Source organism: Pseudoalteromonas sp. MelDa3, from assembly GCF_002863625.1.
In the GTDB taxonomy this organism is placed as follows: Bacteria; Pseudomonadota; Gammaproteobacteria; order Enterobacterales; family Alteromonadaceae; genus Pseudoalteromonas; species Pseudoalteromonas arctica.
In genome coordinates this window covers 35,606-57,033 of record NZ_PJBR01000005.1, presented here as the reverse complement: position 1 = coordinate 57,033, position 21,428 = coordinate 35,606, and the positions used below count along the sequence as shown (strand labels likewise).

Annotated in this window: 24 protein-coding genes; 14 read left to right on the top strand and 10 right to left on the bottom strand. The window is 39.5% G+C overall.

Annotation, left to right across the window (positions count from 1 at the left end):
* A partial coding sequence (locus CXF89_RS21275; RefSeq protein WP_219621659.1) for a hypothetical protein occupies positions 1 to 184 on the top strand: 184 nt, incomplete at its 5' end.
* A 56-nt stretch (positions 185 to 240) separates the two neighbouring features.
* Here the strand turns inward: CXF89_RS21275 and CXF89_RS01540 are convergent.
* Positions 241 to 411, bottom strand: a complete 171-nt coding sequence (locus tag CXF89_RS01540; protein WP_076925739.1) for an oxidoreductase-like domain-containing protein — start codon at positions 409 to 411, stop codon at positions 241 to 243.
* Positions 412 to 516: 105 nt separating this feature from the next.
* Here CXF89_RS01540 and CXF89_RS01535 point away from each other — a divergent pair, with 105 nt between their 5' ends.
* Both CXF89_RS01535 and CXF89_RS01530 read left to right on the top strand, forming a co-directional pair.
* Positions 517 to 939, top strand: coding sequence for a hypothetical protein (locus CXF89_RS01535; RefSeq protein WP_121953613.1), 423 nt, complete (start codon positions 517 to 519; stop codon positions 937 to 939).
* An 87-nt stretch (positions 940 to 1,026) separates the two neighbouring features.
* Positions 1,027 to 2,391: a leucyl aminopeptidase family protein gene (locus tag CXF89_RS01530; protein WP_121953612.1), complete on the top strand. Its 1,365-nt coding sequence runs from the start codon at positions 1,027 to 1,029 to the stop codon at positions 2,389 to 2,391.
* 38 nt (positions 2,392 to 2,429) lie between these two features.
* On the opposite strand, the gene CXF89_RS01525 is transcribed toward CXF89_RS01530, so the two are convergent.
* Entirely contained in the window at positions 2,430 to 2,816 is a 387-nt protein-coding gene (locus CXF89_RS01525; RefSeq protein ID WP_121953611.1) for an SMU1112c/YaeR family gloxylase I-like metalloprotein, read from the bottom strand.
* Between the two features lie 70 nt (positions 2,817 to 2,886).
* Positions 2,887 to 3,966, bottom strand: coding sequence for a ketoacyl-ACP synthase III (locus CXF89_RS01520; protein ID WP_024600537.1), 1,080 nt, complete (start codon positions 3,964 to 3,966; stop codon positions 2,887 to 2,889).
* A 153-nt stretch (positions 3,967 to 4,119) separates the two neighbouring features.
* Between CXF89_RS01520 and CXF89_RS01515 the strand changes: the two genes are divergently transcribed.
* The 7 genes from CXF89_RS01515 (at position 4,120) to CXF89_RS01480 (ending at position 9,860) form a co-directional block, all read left to right on the top strand.
* Positions 4,120 to 5,427, top strand: a complete 1,308-nt coding sequence (locus CXF89_RS01515; protein ID WP_121953610.1) for a metal-dependent hydrolase family protein — start codon at positions 4,120 to 4,122, stop codon at positions 5,425 to 5,427.
* Between the two features lie 8 nt (positions 5,428 to 5,435).
* Entirely contained in the window at positions 5,436 to 5,840 is a 405-nt protein-coding gene (locus CXF89_RS01510; protein WP_008171412.1) for a nuclear transport factor 2 family protein, read from the top strand.
* A 61-nt stretch (positions 5,841 to 5,901) separates the two neighbouring features.
* Entirely contained in the window at positions 5,902 to 7,143 is a 1,242-nt protein-coding gene (locus tag CXF89_RS01505; protein WP_180961368.1) for a sensor histidine kinase, read from the top strand.
* The gene (locus tag CXF89_RS01500; protein WP_121953608.1) at positions 7,140 to 7,667 is read left to right on the top strand and encodes a response regulator transcription factor; all 528 of its coding nucleotides are present in this window, start codon (positions 7,140 to 7,142) and stop codon (positions 7,665 to 7,667) included. The genes CXF89_RS01505 and CXF89_RS01500 overlap by 4 nt, the downstream gene beginning before the upstream one ends.
* Positions 7,668 to 7,694: 27 nt before the next feature.
* A complete protein-coding gene (locus CXF89_RS01495) occupies positions 7,695 to 8,120 on the top strand; it encodes a thiol-disulfide oxidoreductase DCC family protein (protein ID WP_121953607.1) in 426 nt (141 codons plus the stop codon).
* Between the two features lie 918 nt (positions 8,121 to 9,038).
* Positions 9,039 to 9,461 (top strand): hypothetical protein, encoded by a 423-nt coding sequence (locus tag CXF89_RS01485; protein ID WP_121953605.1) that lies wholly within the window; start codon positions 9,039 to 9,041, stop codon positions 9,459 to 9,461.
* A 120-nt stretch (positions 9,462 to 9,581) separates the two neighbouring features.
* Positions 9,582 to 9,860 carry a peptidylprolyl isomerase gene (locus CXF89_RS01480; protein ID WP_121953604.1) on the top strand — a complete coding sequence of 93 codons (279 nt, stop codon included), beginning with the start codon at positions 9,582 to 9,584 and terminating at the stop codon, positions 9,858 to 9,860.
* 73 nt (positions 9,861 to 9,933) lie between these two features.
* On the opposite strand, the gene CXF89_RS01475 is transcribed toward CXF89_RS01480, so the two are convergent.
* The 6 genes from CXF89_RS01475 to CXF89_RS01450 form a co-directional block, all read right to left on the bottom strand.
* On the bottom strand, positions 9,934 to 10,281 hold the full coding sequence (locus tag CXF89_RS01475) for an energy transducer TonB (protein WP_121953603.1): 348 nt from the start codon (positions 10,279 to 10,281) through the stop codon (positions 9,934 to 9,936).
* Positions 10,282 to 10,451: 170 nt separating this feature from the next.
* Positions 10,452 to 11,111 carry a DsbA family oxidoreductase gene (locus CXF89_RS01470; RefSeq protein WP_008134379.1) on the bottom strand — a complete coding sequence of 220 codons (660 nt, stop codon included), beginning with the start codon at positions 11,109 to 11,111 and terminating at the stop codon, positions 10,452 to 10,454.
* 120 nt (positions 11,112 to 11,231) lie between these two features.
* The gene (locus CXF89_RS01465) at positions 11,232 to 12,452 is read right to left on the bottom strand and encodes a M24 family metallopeptidase (RefSeq protein ID WP_121953602.1); all 1,221 of its coding nucleotides are present in this window, start codon (positions 12,450 to 12,452) and stop codon (positions 11,232 to 11,234) included.
* Positions 12,453 to 12,553: 101 nt separating this feature from the next.
* Complete coding sequence (locus tag CXF89_RS01460; protein ID WP_121953601.1) at positions 12,554 to 13,162, bottom strand: flavin reductase family protein; 609 nt, start codon at positions 13,160 to 13,162, stop codon at positions 12,554 to 12,556.
* A gap of 9 nt (positions 13,163 to 13,171) precedes the next feature.
* Positions 13,172 to 13,894, bottom strand: coding sequence for an SDR family NAD(P)-dependent oxidoreductase (locus tag CXF89_RS01455; RefSeq protein WP_121953600.1), 723 nt, complete (start codon positions 13,892 to 13,894; stop codon positions 13,172 to 13,174).
* Positions 13,891 to 14,289 carry a thiol-disulfide oxidoreductase DCC family protein gene (locus CXF89_RS01450; protein WP_121953599.1) on the bottom strand — a complete coding sequence of 133 codons (399 nt, stop codon included), beginning with the start codon at positions 14,287 to 14,289 and terminating at the stop codon, positions 13,891 to 13,893. Before CXF89_RS01450 ends, CXF89_RS01455 begins: the two co-directional genes overlap by 4 nt.
* Before the next feature lie 120 nt (positions 14,290 to 14,409).
* On the opposite strand from CXF89_RS01450, the gene ppc reads away from it, so the two are divergent.
* Both ppc and cdd read left to right on the top strand, forming a co-directional pair.
* A complete protein-coding gene (gene ppc / locus CXF89_RS01445) occupies positions 14,410 to 17,055 on the top strand; it encodes a phosphoenolpyruvate carboxylase (RefSeq protein WP_007582382.1) in 2,646 nt (881 codons plus the stop codon).
* A gap of 160 nt (positions 17,056 to 17,215) precedes the next feature.
* Complete coding sequence (cdd, locus tag CXF89_RS01440; RefSeq protein ID WP_121953598.1) at positions 17,216 to 18,142, top strand: cytidine deaminase; 927 nt, start codon at positions 17,216 to 17,218, stop codon at positions 18,140 to 18,142.
* Between the two features lie 68 nt (positions 18,143 to 18,210).
* On the opposite strand, the gene udp is transcribed toward cdd, so the two are convergent.
* Positions 18,211 to 18,966 (bottom strand): uridine phosphorylase, encoded by a 756-nt coding sequence (gene udp / locus CXF89_RS01435; protein ID WP_007582384.1) that lies wholly within the window; start codon positions 18,964 to 18,966, stop codon positions 18,211 to 18,213.
* A gap of 454 nt (positions 18,967 to 19,420) precedes the next feature.
* Between udp and CXF89_RS01430 the strand changes: the two genes are divergently transcribed.
* The gene (locus CXF89_RS01430; RefSeq protein WP_007582386.1) at positions 19,421 to 20,530 is read left to right on the top strand and encodes an arginase family protein; all 1,110 of its coding nucleotides are present in this window, start codon (positions 19,421 to 19,423) and stop codon (positions 20,528 to 20,530) included.
* Between the two features lie 129 nt (positions 20,531 to 20,659).
* Complete coding sequence (locus CXF89_RS01425) at positions 20,660 to 21,349, top strand: substrate-binding periplasmic protein (RefSeq protein WP_121953597.1); 690 nt, start codon at positions 20,660 to 20,662, stop codon at positions 21,347 to 21,349.
* The last annotated feature ends 79 nt before the right edge of the window (positions 21,350 to 21,428 follow it).

The window sequence follows — 21,428 nt, the reverse complement described above, 5'->3', positions numbered from 1 at the left end:
TTCACATAAGTTTGAGGTCTTACCTCAAAAGCCTAATCAATTAAGCTTACTTTTTGTGAAGTCCTATCTACAGACTATAGGTAAAAAACGAGGAGAGCAATTGTTAATTAACCGTTTGATAACAAAAAGGTTCAATTTAATAAAAAATGCAACAGTGGTGCAAAGTGAAGTGGAAATGAACTAAATAAGTGCAAATAGGGTTGTTAAGAGGAATTTTAATGCGTTGGAAATATTAAAATGTTATTTATTTGTTTCTTCCTTGTGTTTTTTAATGTTTTGTATGCAGCGCCAAGCCACTAATTTTTCTTTATATTCATCCCACACACAGGGGCAGCAACTACCGCCGCCACAGCATTCATCAGACTTCGGTTTTTCAGGCTTTTGCGGTATCTGACTTGATAAATTTTGCATTATTGTATGTATTTAATACTAATTTGGTGCAATAAGAGTAAGTGAAAGGCCGTAGCAAGTAAATTATTCTTTGTGAACCTGCGCCGCTGTGTGAAAATAAAAGCTATGCGATTATATAAAGTTATTCACCGTGCGCCTTGGCGGGTAGTTAAAATTAGTAAGAAACGCCAACAGCTGCGTTTTCGTCGTGCTATGGTGGCGCTTAAAATCGCACTTGCCCAAGAAAAACAAGAAACCAAAGAAATGCTCTCTATTTATAGGCGCTATACCCAAGGCCAAACAAGTAAAGAGGAGTTAAAACGCGCTAATGAACAGTTTGTTGATATTCTAAAAGGGCTAGGGCTCGGTGTGTTTGCTGTATTACCTTTTGCCCCGCTTACAATTCCTTTAGTTGTTAAATTAGGGAGTTTGGTGGGAGTTGATGTACTGCCAAGTTCGTTTAATATGAGCAAATCTATTAAAGAACTTGATGCTAAAATAGATCAAGAAAATCAAAAGCAAGAATCCAAAAACAGCTTAAAAAAGTAGCTAAAATCCCTTCAAATTAGCGATACCTTTTAGGTGCGCTTATTGATATGCTCTTAAGTACCATTTTTATATTATATGAGCTTTTTAATGAGTGCATTACTACGTCATACATCTTCTGGTATTCCTTTATCTTTTATTCTTAAAAACGAATTATCTGACTGGCAAGCACAGCAGCCTGCATTTATACAAAATTGGTTAACTAATACAGGTTTCGAAAAGCAAGGTGTTGCTTTAATCCCTGATGCTAAAACGGGCGAGTTAAGCCAGGTATTTTGTTTAATGCAAAGTAGCGATGATTTTTGGGCTGCGGGTAATTTAGCAAATACACTTCCTACTGGTACTTATCAAATTCAAGGCGAGAGCGCTTTTGTAGAGCAAGTTGCTTTAGGGTTTGTGCTTGGTGGTTACGAATTTAGTGAATATAAAGAAAAACCAACAGCAAAAGCGCAATTAGCCATTAGCGATAAAGCGTTGTTTGACCGTATTAGCCAACAAGCTGATGCTATTACACTTGCACGTGATCTAGTTAATACGCCAGCGGTAGATATGATGCCGCAACATTTATCGCAAGTAATGGAAGATTTAGCTGCAACTTACAATGGCGAATTTTCACAGTGGATTGGCGATGAGTTACTAGAGCAAAACTACCCGACTATTCACATGGTGGGTCGTGCAAGCGAAAATAAACCGCGTTTACTCGATTTAAAATGGGGTGCAACAGATGCCCCATTAATTACACTAGTAGGTAAGGGCGTATGTTTTGACTCTGGTGGACTTGATTTAAAACCAAGCTCTGGCATGCGTAACATGAAAAAAGACATGGGCGGGGCGGCGCACGTAATTGCACTAGCACAACTTATTATGGCAGCTAACTTACCAATTAGATTACGAGTGCTTGTACCCGCTGTTGAAAATGCAGTATCGCGCAATGCATTTCGCCCTGGCGATGTTGTTAAAACACGCAAAGGCATTATGGTCGAAATTGATAATACAGACGCAGAAGGGCGCTTAGTATTGTGTGATGCATTAAGCGAAGCACAAAACGATAATCCTGAGCTAATTATTGATTTTGCTACCCTCACGGGTGCATGTCGTGTTGCTTTAGGCACGGAGCTTCCGGGCTTTTTCTCAACAGAGCGCGATGTAGCAAACGGTATTATTGATGCAGGTTTAAGTGTACATGATCCTGTTTGGCAACTTCCGCTGTTTGAGCAATATAAAAACTTACTAAAAAGTGATGTAGCCGATATGGCAAATTGCGCAAGCACACCGTTTGGTGGTGCTATTACTGCGGCGCTTTACTTAAAAGAATTTGTTGAGCCAACAACACCGTGGGTACACTTTGATGTAATGGCGTGGAACTTACGTGCATTACCAGGTCGTCCAACGGGTGGTGAAGCATTAGGTATTCGTGCTGTATTTAACTACTTACAAAATCGTTTTAATAAATAAGTTTTTGATTCAATAGTAAGAACTTGAGCTTATGAGTTTTAAACCTCATAAAGCTCAAGTGGCAAGTTATCTGGATCGGCAAAAAAGGTAAACTTTTTGCCGGTTATTTCATCCACTCTAATATCCTCAACGTTTACTTCGCACGACTCTAAATACGTTTTTGCAATCTGTACATCCGCTACCTTAAAAGCTAAATGTCTTAAGCCTTGTGCTTCGGGATAGCTTGGTCTTGCGGGCGATCCATCAAACGAAAATAGCTCTATTTGGCTACCATCGGGCATGGCTAAATCTAATTTATATGAATTACGATCAGCTCTAAAGTGCTCATTAATAACGTTAAGTTTAAGTACATTGCTATAAAAGTGTTTAGAACGTGCATAGTCACTGCAAATAATGGCAGCGTGGTGAATACCTAAAAGTTTCAAATTTAATTCCTTAAAAAGCAAAAACGCACTTAATTAAGTGCGTTTTATATGTGACTTATTACATGTTGTGTTAGCTTGGCTGCGCTTCTTTACATGCTTTAACGGCCGGTGCTACAAGTTCTAAACCGGTTTTATCACATGGCGGTAAAGCGGCATCGCTTACACTAATAGGCGTTACGCGTTCGCCCCATTTTATGTAACTTGCAGCCCAGGTAAGGCCTGCACCAAATGCAGCAGACATAATGTTTGAATGCGGTTTAATTAACCCTTGCTCAACGGCTTCACATAACGCAATAGCAATCGTAGCAGCAGAGGTATTACCATACTCACCAATGTTAACCATTACTTTTTCGTCAGGTACTTTTAAACGATGTTGAATAGCCTGAATAATACGTAAGTTAGCTTGGTGTGGAACGAGTACATTAATGTCATCAAGGCTCAAATCGGCTTGTTTAAGTACGTCGTCGCACGCTTCGCTCATGCCTTTGACAGCACGTTTGAAAATTTCACGACCTTCAAATAATAAATCAGATGGACCAATTGGCTCATATTTATTTAAATCACTACCAAAGTTAGTGATGTGTAAAATATCGCGGTCTTCACTGTCACAACCGGTTTTAGTACCAAGTAGACCCGCTGGTGTATCTGCTGCTTCAAGTACGACCGCACCTGCACCATCGCCAAATAATACAGCGCTGTCACGGCGTGCCCAGTTTACGTACCAGGTCATACGCTCAGCGGCAATGACCACTGCTTTTTTGATCATACCCGCTTGAATTTGTGCTGTAGCAGCTTGCAATGCATATAAAAAGCCCGAACATGCCGCGTTTGTATCCATTGCGGCAGCGCCAGTTGCACCAATATTTTTTTGCACTTGTGAGGCGGTATTTGCCACAACAGTAGAAGGTGTACAAGTGGCTAATATCACTAAATCAATATCTTTAGGATCAACGCCCGCGCACGCAATAGCATGCTTAGCAGCAACGGTTGCCAGCTCGGCGGTACTTACATGGCTCACTCGGCGAGATTTAATGCCTGTACGCGTGGTTATCCACTCGTCGGTGGTATCAACTATTTCACTAATTTCATCGTTGCTAATGCTTGCTGGTGGAATGCATTTACCCCAACCAGTGATATGTGCGTAAGGCATAGTATGTTCTCTTAAGGTGGTCTGACATGTATTTCTAATGGGTGAGTTATACCAAAAAACGGCTTTCAAGACTAGTTTATAGCATGCTTTGTGTCGTAAATATTCGCAATTACAGGTTATTTAAGGTAATGCTAGTATAAAAAAGGAGCAAGTATGAAAACAACACTAATAACAACATTCACTGCAATAACGCTGGCATTAATAGCAAATGGGGCTTTTGCTCAACAGCATAAAATTATTTATGCGGGCAGTTTACTTGCATCCGAGGATCAAAAAGTAAAAACAGAGCAAACGTTAGTCATAACAGATAATACAATAACAGCCATTAAAAACGGCTACCTCACAAAAGCAGAACTTAACCTACCTGATGCCGATATTATAAATCTTAAAAATCAATTTGTAATGCCTGGTCTTATTGATATGCATGTTCACGTTACGTTTGAGCGAGATGCTAAAGCAAACCCTCACCGCTGGGCAACAGAATATGATGCCGATTATGCTTTGCGCTCAATTAAATATTTACAACGTACGCTCGATGCGGGTTTTACATCAGTGCGAGATTTAGGTAGCGATCACAAAGTTATATTTCCGCTAAAACGTGCTATTGACCGAAATGATATTAACGGCCCTCGCATTTTTGCAGCGGGTAATACAATATCACCTACCGGTGGACACGCAGATATGCACGGTTATCGAAAAGATATTACAGATGCGATTACAGGTGGGATTGGTATATGTAATGGCGCGGATGATTGTAGCCGTGCGGTACGCGAGGTAATTAAAAGTGGCGCTGATGTAATTAAAATTACTGCCACGGGTGGAGTACTAAGTAATACCGCTGCTGGTGTTAACCAACAACTTACAGATGCAGAGCTGATTGCAATTGTTGATACTGCTCATCACTTAGGGCGTAAAGTTACAGCGCATGCACACGGTACACAAGGTATAAAAGCGGCCTTAAAAGCCGGTGTAGATTCTATTGAGCATGGCTCTTATTTAGATAAAGAGGCAATAAAGTTATTTAAAAAAACGGGAGCTTATTTAGTACCGACGCTTTTAGCGGGTGCAACGGTAAGTGAAGAGGTGCTTACAAATCCAAATATGCCACCGGCAATAGCCGACAAAGTGCGTGAAGTGACTCCAAAAATGCAGGCTTCGTTTAAACTTGCACTGAAAAACAAGGTTAATATAGCTTTTGGAACAGACTCTGGGGTGTCGCGTCATGGGCTCAATGCTAACGAATTTAGTTTAATGGTAAACAATGGAATGAGCGAAGCCCAAGCTATTAAATCAGCAACCATACATGCAGCTAAACTGCTGGGGCAAAGCGCATTCATTGGCGACTTGAGTGTTGGTAAACAAGCAGATATTATCAGTGTGAATGGCTCACCGCTTAAAAATATCGACGTACTTAAAAACGTGCAATTTGTTATGAAAGCCGGGCAAGTTTATAAACAATAGGGAAGGTTATGAGCAGCAAAATAAAAGTGTCGTTGTTTAATCATTTGATTGACGCTGAGCGCCAGTTACTAGACCCAGAAGTTCGCCAATCTGAGCGCGCATTAGATGCTTTACTCGATGATGAATTTATCGAAATTGCTGCCAATGGCACTACATTTAATAAATACCAAGTACTTACCCGCTTACCTACCGAGGTTGTGCCACAGTTTTATAATCAGCATTTTAAGGGCCGAATGCTGAGCGATGATGTAGTGCAACTTAGTTATCAAGCAGCTTATAGGCGCTCTGCTCGCAGTGAATTTAATTATTCATTGCGTATGTCGCTTTGGCGTAAGCAAGGTGAGCAATGGCAAATGGTGTTTCACCAAGGAACGCCTTGTGCGCCGTTTTCAATTTCGATGGATGATGATTAAAAATTACATAACCGTTAAAATAACCTTATTAAATATTTGATTGGGCAATAACCTCTTGTTAATGCAAACCGACCCCACCATTAGTCGACTATTAATGCTGCGAAGCGGCGCTATTGCGGTGCAATTAATCGCGGTGCTTAGCGTTTATTTTTTACTTGAACATCAAATTGCATTACTGCCTTTACTGATTGTTATTGCCGTTGAGGCTGTGTTTCAGCTTATTAGCCTGTTTGCCTATCGTAATGTAAGCCGCGCTAAACCTTTGGGTATGTTGATGCAGCTAACCGCTGATGTATTATTTTTAACGGTTTTGCTCTCACTAAGTGGCGGTGCAACCAATGCATTTGTATCACTGTTATTGCTGCCAATAATGATCGCTGCTGTTACGCTGCGAGAAAAAGGATTAGCTTATATTGCGGTATTAGCTATTGCCGCATACAGTTTTTTACTGATTAAGATGCCCGATCACAGCATGCATCAAATGAATATGAGTGGTCACTTTATTGGCATGTGGGTTAATTTTGTTTTAAGTGCTAGCGTAATCGCATTAGTGATTGGCGCAATGAGCAGGGCACTTAAAGAGCGAGAGCGAATTATTGCAAACGTGCGTGAAAAACAATTGCGTAATGAACAGCTTGTTACCCTTGATGGGGCTGCTGCACAAATAACCCATCAACTAGCGACCCCAATTGCAAATTTACAGTTACTGTTTGAAGAGTTATTAGAGGATCAACCAAACAATCCTATTGTTAAGCACATGCAAGCGCCGCTTACTCAGTGCAGTACACAACTTAACGACTTTAGAAAACTCTCAGAGCAATTACGTCTTAAAAATTCGCAAGAGCATACCACCGCAAAGCAACTACAAACGCAAATTACAGATACGCTTTTACTACAATACCCTGATCAGCACATTAAATGGATTACGCCACCTATTGCAGCAACATTGATAAGTGATGCCATGTTATTGCCTGCTATTTTAAATTTATTGCAGAACGCCGCGCTCGCTAATCAAAAACAAGGCCAAACTCAATTAGAGCTGAGTTGGCAGCAAGATAACTTACATAGTGAATGCGTTTACTTGTTAATTCGTGATTTTGGCCCTGGCTTTTCATCATCGCAATTAGCAGAGCTGGGCGGGCAACTTATGCCAAGCGATCAAGGAATGGGGCTTGCTGTGCTTTTATCCAACGTTACTTTTGAGCGTTTAAATGGCTCACTTACCTTGTTTAACCATGCAGATGGCGGCGCTGTCGCCAAAGTTAAACTCGCTATTGTAAACACTGAGAATAACGCCTTATGAAGTTACTTATAATTGAAGACGACATAAATTTAGCCAGCACACTGGCAAGGCGCTTAACTAAACAAGGCTTTATCTGCGAGGTGGCGCATAATCAAAGTGATGCGTTACTTACCGCGCGTAAACTATTGCCCGACTTTGTTTTATTAGACATGAAACTAGGTGACGATAACGGACTTGCACTCATAAAGCCGCTGCGTAGTTTGCTCTCTCAGGCTCATATTGTTTTACTAACTGGGTTTGCAAGTATAGCAACCGCAGTAGAGGCAATGCGTTTAGGCGCAAACGATTACCTTACTAAGCCGGTTGATATGGCAACTTTATTAAAAGCGCTTAACACCGAGCCTGTGGCATCGGCATCGAATGTTATTGGTGATGCGGTTATGTCGCCGGAGCGCTTAGAGTGGGAGCATATTCAACAAGTATTACACAGTAATAATGGCAATGTGTCGGTTACCGCAAGGCAACTTAATATGCACAGACGTACTTTGCAGCGCAAGTTACAAAAAAAGCCGGTGCAGCAGTAATTTAGTACTTAATTTAAGGAAAGTGTTATGAGCGATGATGCAGTGACAATAATGCAAAATCAAAAAATTATATTATTTGATGCGCAATGTAAGCTTTGCAGCGCGTGGTGTAACTTTATTATTGCTCACGATAAAAATACTATTTTTAAATTATGCAGCGTGCAATCTCCTAAAGGTGAATTGTTGTTAGCACACTTTGGTTTTTCAACAATAGAATATGCCTCAATGGTGTTTGTTGAAAATGGTAAAGCATTTACACAAAGTCATGCTTTTTTTAACGTTGTTAAGCAGCTAGGTTACCCATACAAGCTAGCAAACGTATTTAGTGTTTTGCCAAATAGGTTTAATAATTGGTTATACGATAGGGTTGCTTTAAACCGCTATACCTTATTTGGTAAATATCAGTATTGCAGAATTCCCAACCCAGAGGATGCCAAACATTATTTAACCTGAACGCAGGTAAAGAAATTTACTAATGTTTTGAATCATAGTGCTCCATTAGACAAATACTTTAAGCAGTGGAATAACCGCAATGATGCAATATAAGCTGCTTATGCATCGGTCAGCTGTTAGGGTTTTTTCAATACCTGACACCACCGATGGTATAACTAATGGATTAAATTCAGCTATAAAGAAGGTTGAAATAGCTACACTGTATTGTGAAGCCCTCCTTCTGGAATTAGGTGCTAATATGTTTAAAAAAAGCAAAGTTTTTTTGTCGTAATGTTTTTAGCTTAATTCGCTTGGAGTACTTATTTAGTAGCAATTGTTTCAGAAGGCCTGGCTACGAAAAGTTGGCCTGTGGTCGAGGGTACTGTTATTTTTAGTAATGCATTGCGTATACAACATAACCAGGAGCGCTATATTATAGAGGTCGAATACTCGTATTCAGTTGAGAAAAAGCTATTTGTTGGAAACCGAGTATCTAACTTTAACTCTATGCTTGATAGAACGGATCGAGATTTCTAACTTAAGAAATATGAAATGAGCGATAAAGTTAATGTTTATTATAACCTTAAGGAGCCTAGTAAAGCCTACCTAATAGTCGGTGTGGACTACGGTATTTATCTTTTGTTGTTTGCGCTTATAGCAATGGTAGTTTATTCAGCCGTGAATTTAAGAAGGTTATTTAAAAACTGATTTTAGAAAGGCTCATAGCAGAGGCAGAAAACTAATTGGGTTAGGTTTTTTCTTCTTGCCTTTGGTTGATTACTGCTAATCTTGAGGTATTAATTTATACAAATTGATAGGTTATAAAATGACTAGGCCTCTCAGGTTAGAGTGTACGGATGCGTTATAGGGCTATCCTCCCCGAAAATTAATAGAAGCCAAATGTATAATTTTTTCTTATTGTAAACATAGGAGGAAAATATGAAAAAATTTATATCTATGTCTAAATTGTTATTTTTAATAGTATCTGTTTTTTCTGTAAAAGCATTTCCTTTACAGGAAAATATTGAATGTAAAAAAGTATCATGGGGTCAACTGTTTAAGAATCAAAGTGAGCTGATTGGAACTAAAGTGTGCTTAGTTGGATATTATGGACACCTTGTTTTTTATGAAGATCATGCAGCTTTAGAGAATATGTCAAAGCAATACTTAGTATTCCCATTTTACGGTGATGTAACGGAGGGGTTTGTTAAGCGTTGTAGCGATAGAATGCTTTTAGTGGAGGGCGTTATTTCCAGCCATGAAAAAAGTAAAGCACCACGAATAAGGAAAGTAACTAGGTTAAGCCCATTCTCAGACCCTGAATATAGCTGCTTAGATCAAATATCAGGTTTCGTGAATTAAAGTGTACTATTAAGTGTTGCCAATTATTAGATTGGTTAGCTATAAGTAGATGCTAGGTTTAGGTGGCTGTGCTAAAATCGCCGCGTTTAATTTTAGCTAACGGTATAAAAGGCTTTTTTCATGGCAAGCACAGCACATGCACTTCACATTTTGGTTAAGCACAAAGAAATTGCAGAAGATATTATTAAGCAATTGGGTAAAGGTGCAAAGTTTCAAACCTTAGCTAAAAAGTATTCATCATGCCCATCGGGTAAAAAAGGCGGGGATTTAGGTGAATTTGGACGCGGGCAAATGGTCCCACAGTTTGACAAAATTGCATTTAAAGGTGCAATTTTAGAACCCCACCTAGTTAAAACAAAATTCGGCTGGCATGTTATTAAAGTGCTTTATCGTACTTAGTTTACTTTTAAGTAAGAAGTAACCTTCGCTATATAGAAAAAGGCTGCAATGTGCAGCCTGTTTTAGTTAGTTATTATTTTGCTAAATTAAAATCTATAGTCATTTCTAAATTCTCATCAACTACCGCAATACCATTAACTACTTTAGGTGCGTAACGCCATTTAGAAAGAGAGCGAATCGCTGCTTTATCAAAAATTTTCACAGGCTCAGCTTTAATCACTTTAATATTAACTGGCTTACCAGATGCATTTACATCAAAAGACATTGTCACACTACCTTCAATTTTTTCACGGACACTTTTAATTGGATACTCTGGAGGGCTGGGCATTATTAGCGTAGAGTTAGGGTTATCAGGTAGAGGTGTTGTCGAACATGCGGTTAAAAGAAACAGTGAAGTTAATGTTGTAATTATATATTTCATTATAAATCCCTTTATAGGTATTGTTATCGATTTGTTAAATGTAGTTTCTATAATGACACCAAAAGAGATCTAAGGTAAATAACAACTTTGTATTATTTTTGAACTGATAAATATATAAGAAAGGCTGCAATGTGCAGCCTTTTTTAAGTATTAAACAACAATTTTACTCGTTAAGCGTCTTGCTTGGCTTCTTCTTCACTAATTTGTTTTAGTGCTTGAATGAATGAGTCGCTTGGTTGTCCGCCAGTAAGTGCATATTTATCGTTTATGATAAACGTAGGTACTGAAGTAATACCCATCTGTTTAAAGTTGTCTTGCTCTTGGCGTACGTCTTGTACGTATTTGTCTGAATGTAGAATACCGCGCGCAGTTTCTTTATCAAGACCCACTTTTTCAACAACGTCGAGCAGTGCTTCTTCTTGATTTAAGTATTTTAAATCTGTGAAGTGCGCTTCAAAAAAGGCGAGTTTTAACTCGGTTTGCTTACCTTCTTCACGTGCCCACATTAATAAACGATGCAAATCAAAGCTGTTGATCATGATGCGTTTGCCATCAAAATTAAAGGTAAACCCAGCACGCTGACCGGCTTCGAACATGTTTTTACGATTTTCGTCGCCTTGTTCTTCACTTAGGTTGTACTTTTGCATTAAATGTTCGTTTAAGTCTTGACCTTCAATTGGCATATCTGGATTTAGTTCAAAAGGATGCCACGTAATATCTGCGCTCATTTCGTCTTTAAGTTGCTCTAGTGCAGTTTCTAGGTTTTTATAACCCACTACACACCAAGGGCACATTACGTCTGAAACGATATCAATTTTAAAGTTTTTCATATTTATCCTTTTGAGGATTGCTTATAACTAAGTATAAAAAAGGATATTGGGATTAATTTAGCTTTATCAATACCAAACTAAAAAGAGCAGCTAAACAGCTGCTCTTGAAGGTATTCAGTTTTAGGCGTTAAGCCCAAATGGGTCGTCAATGCTATAACTTGGTTGTGTAAACCAATGAGGGCCGTTGTCGGTCATGTAAAAATGATCTTCTAAACGCACGCCAAATTCATCGGGTATAACTAACATTGGTTCGTTACTAAAGCACATGCCAGGGGCAAGTAGGGTTTTATCACCGCCAACTAAGTATGGCCATTCGTGAATGTCTAGCCCAATGCCGTGGCCAGTTCGATGCGGGCAACCCGGTGTTTGGTACTGCGGACCTAGCCCTTGCGTCGCTAAATAGTTACGGGCGCCCGCGTCTACGTCTTCGCAGGTAGCACCGATTTTAGCAGCATTAAACGCGGCCATTTGCGCTGCTTTTTCATGATCCCAAAACATGCGTTGGCGCATTGTAGGTTCGCCAAATACATAGGTACGGGTTATATCTGATAGGTAATCGTGTACTTTACAGCCGGTATCAATTAATACCATATCGCCTTTTTTAAGCACTTGCGCGTCTTTAACACCGTGTGGGAACGACGTTGCAACACCAAATAAAACAATACAAAAATAGTTACCTGGCGCGCCTACTTTTTGATGTGCTTGTTTAATAAAGGCTTCTACTTCGGTGGTGGTTATTCCCTCATAAAGCATGCTTGCTGTGGCTTGATGCACGGCTAAGGTCATATCCATCGCGCGCTGCATTAAGCTAAGCTCGTGAATTGATTTATGCATACGGCAGTGCGCCGTTACAGGTTGTGCGTTTATGAGTGTTAAACCCGTTTGCGCTTTATTAATGCCGTCGAATATAAAAAACTGTGCGCTTTCATCAATGCCAATGGTTGCGTTTTCATTAATATTTAACTTTTTTAGTACTTCGACAAAAAGTGCATAAGGATTTTCGTGCTCTTGCCACCCATGAATAGGTCCCTCTATTACTTTAAACCCGTTTAGTGAACCAATTTCGAAATAAGGCGCAATGTATTGTACTTCACCAAGGGCCGGTAATATTGCGCCAACCATGCGCTCGCTCGCGTACCATTTCATACCTGTAAAGTAGGTTAGGTTGGTGCCAGCGTTTAAATAAATTGCATCTATGTTGTTTGCAAGCATATAAGCTTGCGCTTTGGCTATGCGCTCTAAATGTTCGTCAGCTGCAATAGGGGTTAGCGTTTGCGTCATATTACTTAGGCTTGCCAACGCTTGTTCGCTCGATTGTGTACCAATACCGATGGTGGTCATGTTTTTCTCCTTGGATTTTTAGCTAGTGTGATTAATACCAAGGTAAAATTCAATGTTATGCGATAAGAGGCTATAAACTAATAGCCTCTTAAAAGGTCATATTATTTTTTAGCGTAAGGTAAACGCGTGAGTTTATTGCTTGTGTGGTAGCTATCAAGCCCGGTTACTGCCACTGTTTCTATTGCTTGTAAATCTAGGAAACCATCGCTTTGCAGCGCGGCTTTATCAACAAAAACATCCATAATTTCGCCAATAACGAGCTCAGTCCCATTGATGGCTAAATGTTGATTTTCTACAAATTTAACCGAGTACTTTAAGCGGCTTTCTTTTACAAAAGGGGCTGCAAAGTCGTTTAAGTATTCAGGTGTTAAGCCTGTAGCATCAAACTCAGACTCGTCTTTATCGTAACGGGCTGAAGTTTGATGAGCTTGTTTATAAATCGACTTATTCACTTGATTAATGGTGTAAGTGCCCGTTTGTAAAATATTTTCAAACGTATGACGCGGCACACTATGAGGGCGCATAATCATGGCGACCAAAGGTGGGTTAGCCCCAAGGTGAATAACCGAACTTACAATCGACAAGTTGGTATTGCCGAGTAAGTCTTGCGTGCCAATTAAATTAGCGCTTTTAAAACCCGAAAGAGAATTAATTAAATGTGTACGGGTATGTTTTTCAAGTGCGTCTATTTGCGCTTTAGTAAAATGCATTAAAAGTCCTTACCACGGTATTGTAGAGCCTTGCCAGTCTAAATAAGCAGGCTCACCGTTTAGTTTTAAATCAGGGTTATTGTTTGTTAATTCAAATAGTTGCTTGGCTACAAATTCAGGCGTAAATAATTTGCCTTCAGCTACATTTTTTTGAAAGGGCTTTGAAAGTGCTGTATCGGTAGTGCCAGGGTGAAACAGAATGAGTTTGGTATTTTTAGCACGACGAGCAAGCTCTATAGCAGCGGTTTTAAATAGCATGTTAAGCGCCGCTTTAGATGCGCGGTAAGTATACCAACCACCTAATTTATTGTCGTTTATGCTGCCTACGCGCGCACTTAATGCAGTAATAGTACACTGCGTTTTGTGGGTTAACAGTGGTAATACGCTCTGTAAGCAAAGTAGGGGAGTTAGGGTGTTTGAATTTAGAAGTTGGCTAAAATACTCAGCGTCTAAATCCTCCAGCTTTTTTTCAGGCATATGGGTTTCGTTGTGCAGTGTACCATTGAATATAATAACTTGTTGTATATCGGCATTTTGCTCTTTTAGGTAATTAGTAACGCGCGCTAAACTTTGTTTTGTGTAGTCAGTATGCAGGTGGACAACACTTGAGCCAGACTCAATACTTTTTGAACTAATACAAACGATCTGATGAGTAGGCGTGTTTATTTGTAGATGTTCCATGTATGCATTTGCTATGGCACTGCTTGCGCCGAATAAAACAATAGTTTTCATTTATCACCTTTTGCTTTTAGTCCACATTGGCCATTACTGCACTGAGTATTTGGCATTAAAAAGCGACTGATGGAGTGCCGATACTTAGCAAATAATAGGTATCCGCAGTCAGCGAAAAAGCGAATTATTGGCAAGCGAAAAATTTTCAACCAGCTGTGTTTACCCACTATTTTCCATGCTTCGTAAGTTACATCAAGCCCATAAATCATTTCACCTGATTGCTTTTGAGCTTGAAGGTAGTTCATTGCTTTGTCTTTATCAATATACGGGTAGCGCTCACTGAAGTCGCTCGCGTTAAGATCTTCAAGCGTAATTAAGTTTTTGTTATCAGCGTGTTTTAGTTGCTGCATTTCGGTGCTACAAAGAGGGCAGTTACCATCGTAAAAAATGATCATGTGAATGCTTTGTGATTATTTTATATATACTTTTTTACGACAAGACATTGCAAATGGATCTATTAAATATCTCTTCATGATGATATTAATAGTGTCCTACGAAAAAATGGAGACTGATAAATGAGTGAACAATACGCCGCCTTGCGAGGTAATGTAAATTTACTTGGGCAATTACTAGGACAAACTATTAAGGATGCTCAAGGCCAAGCTATTTTAGATAAAGTAGAAGAAATTCGGGCTTTATCAAAATCATCTCGCAGTGGTAATGAAGACGACAGACAAGCGCTAATAGACGTTTTACATGCGCTTAGTGATGAAGAGCTTTTACCGGTTGCCCGTTCATTTAATCATTTTTTAAACCTTGCTAATGTAGCAGAGCAATTTCATACCGTTTCGCGTTTTAATGACGTTGGCCTTGGTCAACAAAACCCTCTCACTCAAACATTAAAAACGTTAGCTACAAAAGCAGAACAAGGCCAGTTAGACAGTAATCATTTGGCCGAAACACTCTCAAAACTCCACATAAACTTAGTATTGACCGCTCACCCAACCGAGGTTACGCGCCGTACTATTATTAACAAACACGTTGAACTAAGTGATTGCTTAGCGTCATTAGAGCGAAAAGATAACTTAGTGCAAGAGCGAGACAATATTTTAAATCGTATTGAACAGCTGATTAGCCAAGCTTGGCATACCGACGATATTCGTCGCTCTCGCCCAACGCCAGTTGATGAAGCCAAATGGGGCTATGCAGTAATAGAAAATAGCCTGTGGCATGCCGTTCCGCGTTTTTTACGTGAGTTTTCAGCCAATGTTAAAGACCAGTTGAGCTTAGAGTTACCAATAGATTACAGCCCAATTGAGTTTACATCGTGGATGGGTGGAGACCGTGATGGTAATCCATTTGTAACATCGCAGGTAACAAAAGAAGTGCTTGATCATGGTCGTTGGATGGCACTTAACTTATACATTCAAGACTTAAAAACGTTGTGCGCTGAACTCTCTATGTCAGATGCCAGTGATGAGCTTGTTGAGCTTGCAGGGCAAGAGTTTGAACCATATAGAGCAGTAATCAAAAAGCTTAAAAATCAGGTTGCAGAAACAGTGGCGCACTTAGGTGCTAAAATTAAAAATAAGCGCAGCGATTCACAAGACTTAATTACTAATATTAATCAGCTTAAGCACCCAGTTGAAGTGTGCTATCGCTCGTTATTAAAGTGTAATATGAAAGTAGTTGCGGATGGCTTATTACTTGATTTACTGCACCGTATAAATAGCTTTGGTTTGCGTTTAGCTAAACTTGATGTGCGCCAAGATTCGTCTCGCCACGGCGATGTGTTTTCAGAACTGACGCGTTACTTAGGTTTAGGCGACTATAACCAATGGCAAGAGCAAGACAAACAAGCATTTCTACTTGCAGAGCTTAACTCGCGCAGACCGCTTATTCCAAAACATTGGCAACCAAGCCCAGATGTACAAGAAGTACTTGATACCTTTGATGTAATTGCCAAGCAAGACGAAGCAACATTTGGTTTGTATATTATTTCAATGGCACGAACAGCGTCAGACATTTTAGCAGTACAACTATTGCTAAAAGAAAGCGGCTGTAGCTTTGATTTACCAGTAGCACCGTTGTTTGAAACACTCGACGATTTAAACGCAGGCAGTGATGTAATTACCACACTGCTTGATAATGTTTGGTATCGCGGGCACATTAAAAACACTCAAAACGTAATGATCGGTTACTCTGATTCAGCTAAAGATGCCGGTATGATGGCAGCAGGTTGGGCACAGTACGAAGCAATGGATAAACTAGTACAACTTGCTGATGCACGTGGTATTGAGCTTGTTTTATTCCACGGACGTGGTGGTACAGTAGGACGTGGTGGAGCACCTGCTGCACAAGCGCTGCATTCACAACCGCCTGGCTCATTAAAAGGTGGCTTGCGTGTAACCGAGCAAGGCGAGATGATTCGCTTTAAATTTGGTTTACCCGATGTAGCACTGCAAAGCTTAAATATTTACGCAGGCGCAGTTCTGCAAAGTAACTTATTACCGCCACCGGAGCCAAAACCGCAGTGGCGCGAAGTAATGAAGCTAATAAGTGAGGAGTCATGTGAGCATTACCGTAATGTAGTTCGTCATGATGAAAACTTTGTACCTTACTTTAGAATGGCAACACCTGAGCTTGAACTGTCTAAGTTACCGCTTGGCTCGCGTCCTGCAAAACGTAATCCTAATGGTGGCGTTGAAAGTCTACGTGCTATTCCATGGATTTTTGCGTGGAGCCAAAACCGTTTAATGCTTCCTGCATGGCTAGGTGCGTTAACAGGCTTAAAGGCTGCGCTTAATAAGTACGGCGCAGAAACCCTAAACGAAATGAGCTTACAGTGGCCGTTCTTTAGATCGCGCCTAGAAATGCTAGAAATGGTATTTAGTAAAGCCGATTGTTGGTTGAGTGAGCATTATGATAATGCGCTGGTGGAAGATATGTACAAACCACTGGGTGTAACACTTCGTAAAGAGCTTCAAGAAGCCATTAGCTTGGTGCAATCACTTAGCCCGCAAAAAAGCCTACTAGCCGAACAACCTTGGATTAAGGAGTCGATTAGTTTACGTAACCCGTACACCGATCCACTTAATTTACTACAGGTTGAGCTTTTACGCCGTGCTCGCTCAGAGGAAAAACGCAACGAAGGTGACATTGATAATGCATTAATGATCACGATGACAGGTATTGCAGCAGGTATGCGTAATACCGGCTAACATATTATTTTGTTAGGTATACCAATTAATTATTTTGTTGGGTATATCAGTTAAAATTAAAGGGAGCACGCGATGTGCTCCCTTTTTTTGCGTTGAATAGGCTGGTATTTCGCATCCTAAACTTTTAAACTACTTAGCCATTGAATAATTAAAAAATGTTATGGCTTCAGCAACTTTTACTGTAAAGCAAGATACAGCACTTATAAATTCACACATCACATTAAACGTAGCGCAAACAGCGTCATTACGTAGTCAATTAAAATCACAATGTGGCATGTTAAATTCTAATAATATTAAACAGTTATGCGCACAACTCAATGTGTCTGATGATGCATTATTACAAGGTTTAGTACCTTTAGCCTCTGAGTATGCTGTTGCGCCGATATCAGATTTTCATGTAGGCGCAATTGTTAAAGCACTTGATCAAAACGATGAGGTAAATTTTTACTTTGGTGCAAATGTAGAATTTAATCATCAAGCATTGAGTTTAGTGGTTCATGCAGAGCAATCGGCTATAAATAACGCATGGTTAAACGGCGCCAAAAAAATAGTTAAAATAGCGATTAGCGATGCACCGTGTGGATACTGCCGCCAGTTTATGAACGAACTCGCTGATGCTAAAGAGTTTGATATTTTATTGCCAGAGCAACACTTTAAATTGGCAGAATTACTGCCGCATTCATTTGGCCCTACTGATTTAGGCAACGCGTTTAGCTTGCTTAATCCAGAGCCTCACCAGCAAGTATTTGCAAATGCTCAACTAGATGAAAAACTAGCAAGTACAGCATTAAACGCATACGTACCCTATAGTAAAAACTTTAGTGCAGTAAAAATTAGTACATTTGAAAATGGTGATTTTTACGGAAGTTACGCAGAAAACGCAGCGTACAGCCCAAGCTTGTCGCCACTACAAAGTGCGCTTAGCCAATTATTTATCGCAGGGCTTAGTTTTGATGAGCAGACGGTAAAAGGTATTACACTTTTAGAAACCGCAGGCCATGAAAACCAAGCGGGTGTAGCACGTGCTGTACTTGCAAGTTTTAAAAATCTACCGGCAATAGAAGTAATTAGCGCTCAGCTAAAATAACCTCTTAAAAACAATAAAGCACAGCCAGAGCTGTGCTTTATAATTTTATCTATTGAGTTTACTTGGTATTAATCAAGTAATACTTTAGCCGCTTCTAATACTACCGCTACAGATTTACGCTCAATTTCACCATGGTCAACATTTGGTATTTCTTGGCGAGTACGATTAACAAGTACGCCTGCTACACATGCTGCTTGTAAACCAAGGGCTGCACACATAGTAAATAATGTTGCTGATTCCATTTCGTAGTTCATCACGCCTAGTTTTTGCCACTCTTCGCAGCTACCTTGTAGTGATTTAGGAACGTAACCAGAATGCGTATCGTAACGCTCTTGCCCTGGGTAGAATGTATCGCTTGATGCAGTAATACCAATATGGAAATCGATATTTAAGTTTTTACATGCTTGTACCATAGCTTGTGTTGCATAAAAGTCAGACACAGCAGGGTAGCTAAGCGGTGCAAAATGTTGGCTAGCACCGTCTAAACGGACAGACGCTTGGCTAATTAAAATTTCGCCTTCGTTGATATGTGGCTGAATCGCACCTGTTGTACCAATACGTAAAAATTTACGCACGCCAAGTTGTGCTAATTCTTCTACTGCAATCGACGTAGATGGACCACCAATACCCGTAGAACAAACAACCACCGAATGGCCGTTTAGTTGACCTAAGTAAACATGAAACTCACGAGTTTGAGCAAGGCAGGTTGGGTTGTCTAGGAATTGTGAAATGCGTGCAGCACGATCTGGATCGCCCGGTACAATCGCAAGTTTTGCACCTTTAAGATCGTCAATACATAGTCCTAAGTGAAATACCTTTTCCATAGCTAAGCCTTTTTATAATAAATTGTGTCAATCTAGCATCATTGCTAGAAACGTTTATCAAGTACAGGACGATTGTCCGTTTTATCTTAACTCCTCCAATTAAGTCTTAATAATTTTAAGAACTAATTTGATTTATTCATCAACTATGAATATTCAATCAAGTGCTTATACAAGTAGCCTTGTTGTGCTGTTGACATGTTCAAGCAGACATAATAAGTATCAACCAAGCGCGTAACTACAATTAAATAGTTTATGGTAAATATTCATTAATATTAAATTAATTCAATAGTTTAAGTTTTTATTAAACACGTAAAAGATAACGTGTTTATTTATATTAGGCACAGACTTATTTAGCAAAGTGGAATTTATTTGAAGTTTAGGCACTTTTGGTGATTTTGCATAACTAATCAAAAGTAATTAGCTACGTACAGAATAAAAATCGAAGGAGTTTATTATGAGCACACAATTTGAAGCATTTAAAAACAAAGTTGAGCACTGTTTGTGCGCACCAGGTGATGGCGTATACACAGTAAATACTGCAAAGGAGCGCAAAGCCGCACTGCGTAATAAACTTTATGGACAAACTGAAAACGTTGATAATTTGTGGCGCGAGTCTTTAAATGAATTACCAAATTCTCCACATAAAGCCGTTATGTTAGGTATTAGCTCAGACTGTGGCGGTGGTATTTTACGCGGTGCAAACTGGGGGCCACTGTTTGTGCGCTCAGCTTTAATTGATCAGCAACCGCAGTGTCACTCGTTTGATTTAGGCGATGTACGTGTAATCCCACATTTACTTCATGATAAATACCTAAATGATGCAACCATTTCTAATTGCCAAAAAGCCCTATACGGTAATGAAGATAACGACTACTACGTAAGCCCATTATCAATCACTGAGGATGTATGCGACAGTTTTTACGCAACATTTAAAGATAAAGGGATATTTGGTATTGGTGGCGATCACTCAATTAGTTACCCACTTACCAAAGCCTACTTAAAAGCAAAACGTGAGCAAGGTAAGCGTACCGCTATTATTCACTTTGACGCGCATACCGATTTACTTGTTGAGCGCCTAGGCATAGATTTATGTTTTGGCTCGTGGTGTACGCATATTTTAGAGTTTTTACCGGCGCCACATCATTTAATACAATTTGGTATACGCTCAAGTGGTAAGCCTAAAGCACACTGGGAAAGTACCTTTGGCGTTAAGCAACATTGGGCACATGAAATCATTGAGCGCGGCGCAGCAGCGGTTGCTGCCGACGCTATTGCACAGTTAAAAGCTGATAACGTTGATGAAGTATACGTAAGCTTTGATATTGATGCGCTTGATGCAGAGTTTGCATCTGCCACAGGTACGCCAGAACATAATGGTTTAACACCACAGCATGCGCTTGATATTTTATCAGCCATTGCGGATGAGTTTCCGATTACGGGTGCGGATATGATGGAAATAGCGCCATTTACCGACAGCTCTTTAGTGGGCCAATCAAGCTCTGAAACGACACTTAGAGAAGGCGCTAAAATTTCAGCCTTTTTAATTAGTGCGATGAACAAGTAAGCTGTATGAGCTATAAATACTAGTACTATCAGCGTATAAGTGTGCATTACATGACTAAAAACTAGCAGTTCATAAAGCCTCAGCTATATTTATTAAATACTTATAATGAGTTAGTTGAGGCCTTGCTGAATGAAATTATTGATCTTTTTATTGTTCATTAGCTGTATTAAAGTTGATGCAACTGAAATCACAATAGTAACGGAAGTATTTCCGGACTTTCAGTATCTCAATGAAGATAATAAACTCGTTGGCCGTTCTGTCGATAAAGTTCATAAAGCGCTAGAAGGTACAGGTATAAATTACACTATGTTTGCCCATAGTTGGGCCATATCCTACAACGCGGCGCTACGCGATAAAAACACCTGTATATTTTCGATTGTTCGATTACCTAATAGAGAAAGTAAGTTTAAGTGGGTAGGTGAACTTGAAAGCTTTGACTCAGCCATTTATGCTCTTAAGTCTAGAAGTATAAAGTTAAATACTCTCAATGATGCTAAAAAATATAAAATAGCGGTACTGCGTGATAATTTTAGTCATCACTATTTGCTTGAGCGAGGGTTTAGCGAAAGCAGAAATTTGTTACTCATCGATAGCCTAGATAAAATAGACAAACTTATCAGTACCCGTCACAATATTCTTGATTTTGTTGTCCTTAATAAAAAGCAATTTAACTACCGAGTTAAAACAGAGCCTAAGCTAGAACTACTTGAGCCTGTACTTAGTTTAAATACAGCTCAGTCTCCATTATTTTTTGCTTGTAATATAAATATGGATCCTGCCTTAGTTGTTCAATTAAAAGTCGCCTTTAAAGGCAATTAAACAGTTTAAAAAACAGTTTAATTAATGTAACCTCATGAAATTAAATTACTTTAATATATTTTATAAATATAAATTGCCG

Coding starts and splice junctions, on each gene's coding strand:
- CXF89_RS01485 (WP_121953605.1), top strand. CDS start 9,039: ATGAAAAAATTTATATCTATGTCTAAATTGTTATTTTTAATAGTATCT.
- CXF89_RS01455 (WP_121953600.1), bottom strand. CDS start 13,894: ATGAAAACTATTGTTTTATTCGGCGCAAGCAGTGCCATAGCAAATGCA.
- CXF89_RS01520 (WP_024600537.1), bottom strand. CDS start 3,966: ATGCCTTACGCACATATCACTGGTTGGGGTAAATGCATTCCACCAGCA.
- CXF89_RS01495 (WP_121953607.1), top strand. CDS start 7,695: ATGAGCGATGATGCAGTGACAATAATGCAAAATCAAAAAATTATATTA.
- CXF89_RS01475 (WP_121953603.1), bottom strand. CDS start 10,281: ATGAAATATATAATTACAACATTAACTTCACTGTTTCTTTTAACCGCA.
- CXF89_RS01535 (WP_121953613.1), top strand. CDS start 517: ATGCGATTATATAAAGTTATTCACCGTGCGCCTTGGCGGGTAGTTAAA.
- CXF89_RS01480 (WP_121953604.1), top strand. CDS start 9,582: ATGGCAAGCACAGCACATGCACTTCACATTTTGGTTAAGCACAAAGAA.
- CXF89_RS01515 (WP_121953610.1), top strand. CDS start 4,120: ATGAAAACAACACTAATAACAACATTCACTGCAATAACGCTGGCATTA.
- CXF89_RS01425 (WP_121953597.1), top strand. CDS start 20,660: ATGAAATTATTGATCTTTTTATTGTTCATTAGCTGTATTAAAGTTGAT.
- CXF89_RS01505 (WP_180961368.1), top strand. CDS start 5,902: ATGCAAACCGACCCCACCATTAGTCGACTATTAATGCTGCGAAGCGGC.
- CXF89_RS01530 (WP_121953612.1), top strand. CDS start 1,027: ATGAGTGCATTACTACGTCATACATCTTCTGGTATTCCTTTATCTTTT.
- CXF89_RS01500 (WP_121953608.1), top strand. CDS start 7,140: ATGAAGTTACTTATAATTGAAGACGACATAAATTTAGCCAGCACACTG.
- CXF89_RS01470 (WP_008134379.1), bottom strand. CDS start 11,111: ATGAAAAACTTTAAAATTGATATCGTTTCAGACGTAATGTGCCCTTGG.
- udp (WP_007582384.1), bottom strand. CDS start 18,966: ATGGAAAAGGTATTTCACTTAGGACTATGTATTGACGATCTTAAAGGT.
- CXF89_RS01430 (WP_007582386.1), top strand. CDS start 19,421: ATGAGCACACAATTTGAAGCATTTAAAAACAAAGTTGAGCACTGTTTG.
- CXF89_RS01510 (WP_008171412.1), top strand. CDS start 5,436: ATGAGCAGCAAAATAAAAGTGTCGTTGTTTAATCATTTGATTGACGCT.
- cdd (WP_121953598.1), top strand. CDS start 17,216: ATGGCTTCAGCAACTTTTACTGTAAAGCAAGATACAGCACTTATAAAT.
- CXF89_RS01450 (WP_121953599.1), bottom strand. CDS start 14,289: ATGATCATTTTTTACGATGGTAACTGCCCTCTTTGTAGCACCGAAATG.
- CXF89_RS01540 (WP_076925739.1), bottom strand. CDS start 411: ATGCAAAATTTATCAAGTCAGATACCGCAAAAGCCTGAAAAACCGAAG.
- CXF89_RS01465 (WP_121953602.1), bottom strand. CDS start 12,452: ATGACCACCATCGGTATTGGTACACAATCGAGCGAACAAGCGTTGGCA.
- CXF89_RS01460 (WP_121953601.1), bottom strand. CDS start 13,162: ATGCATTTTACTAAAGCGCAAATAGACGCACTTGAAAAACATACCCGT.
- ppc (WP_007582382.1), top strand. CDS start 14,410: ATGAGTGAACAATACGCCGCCTTGCGAGGTAATGTAAATTTACTTGGG.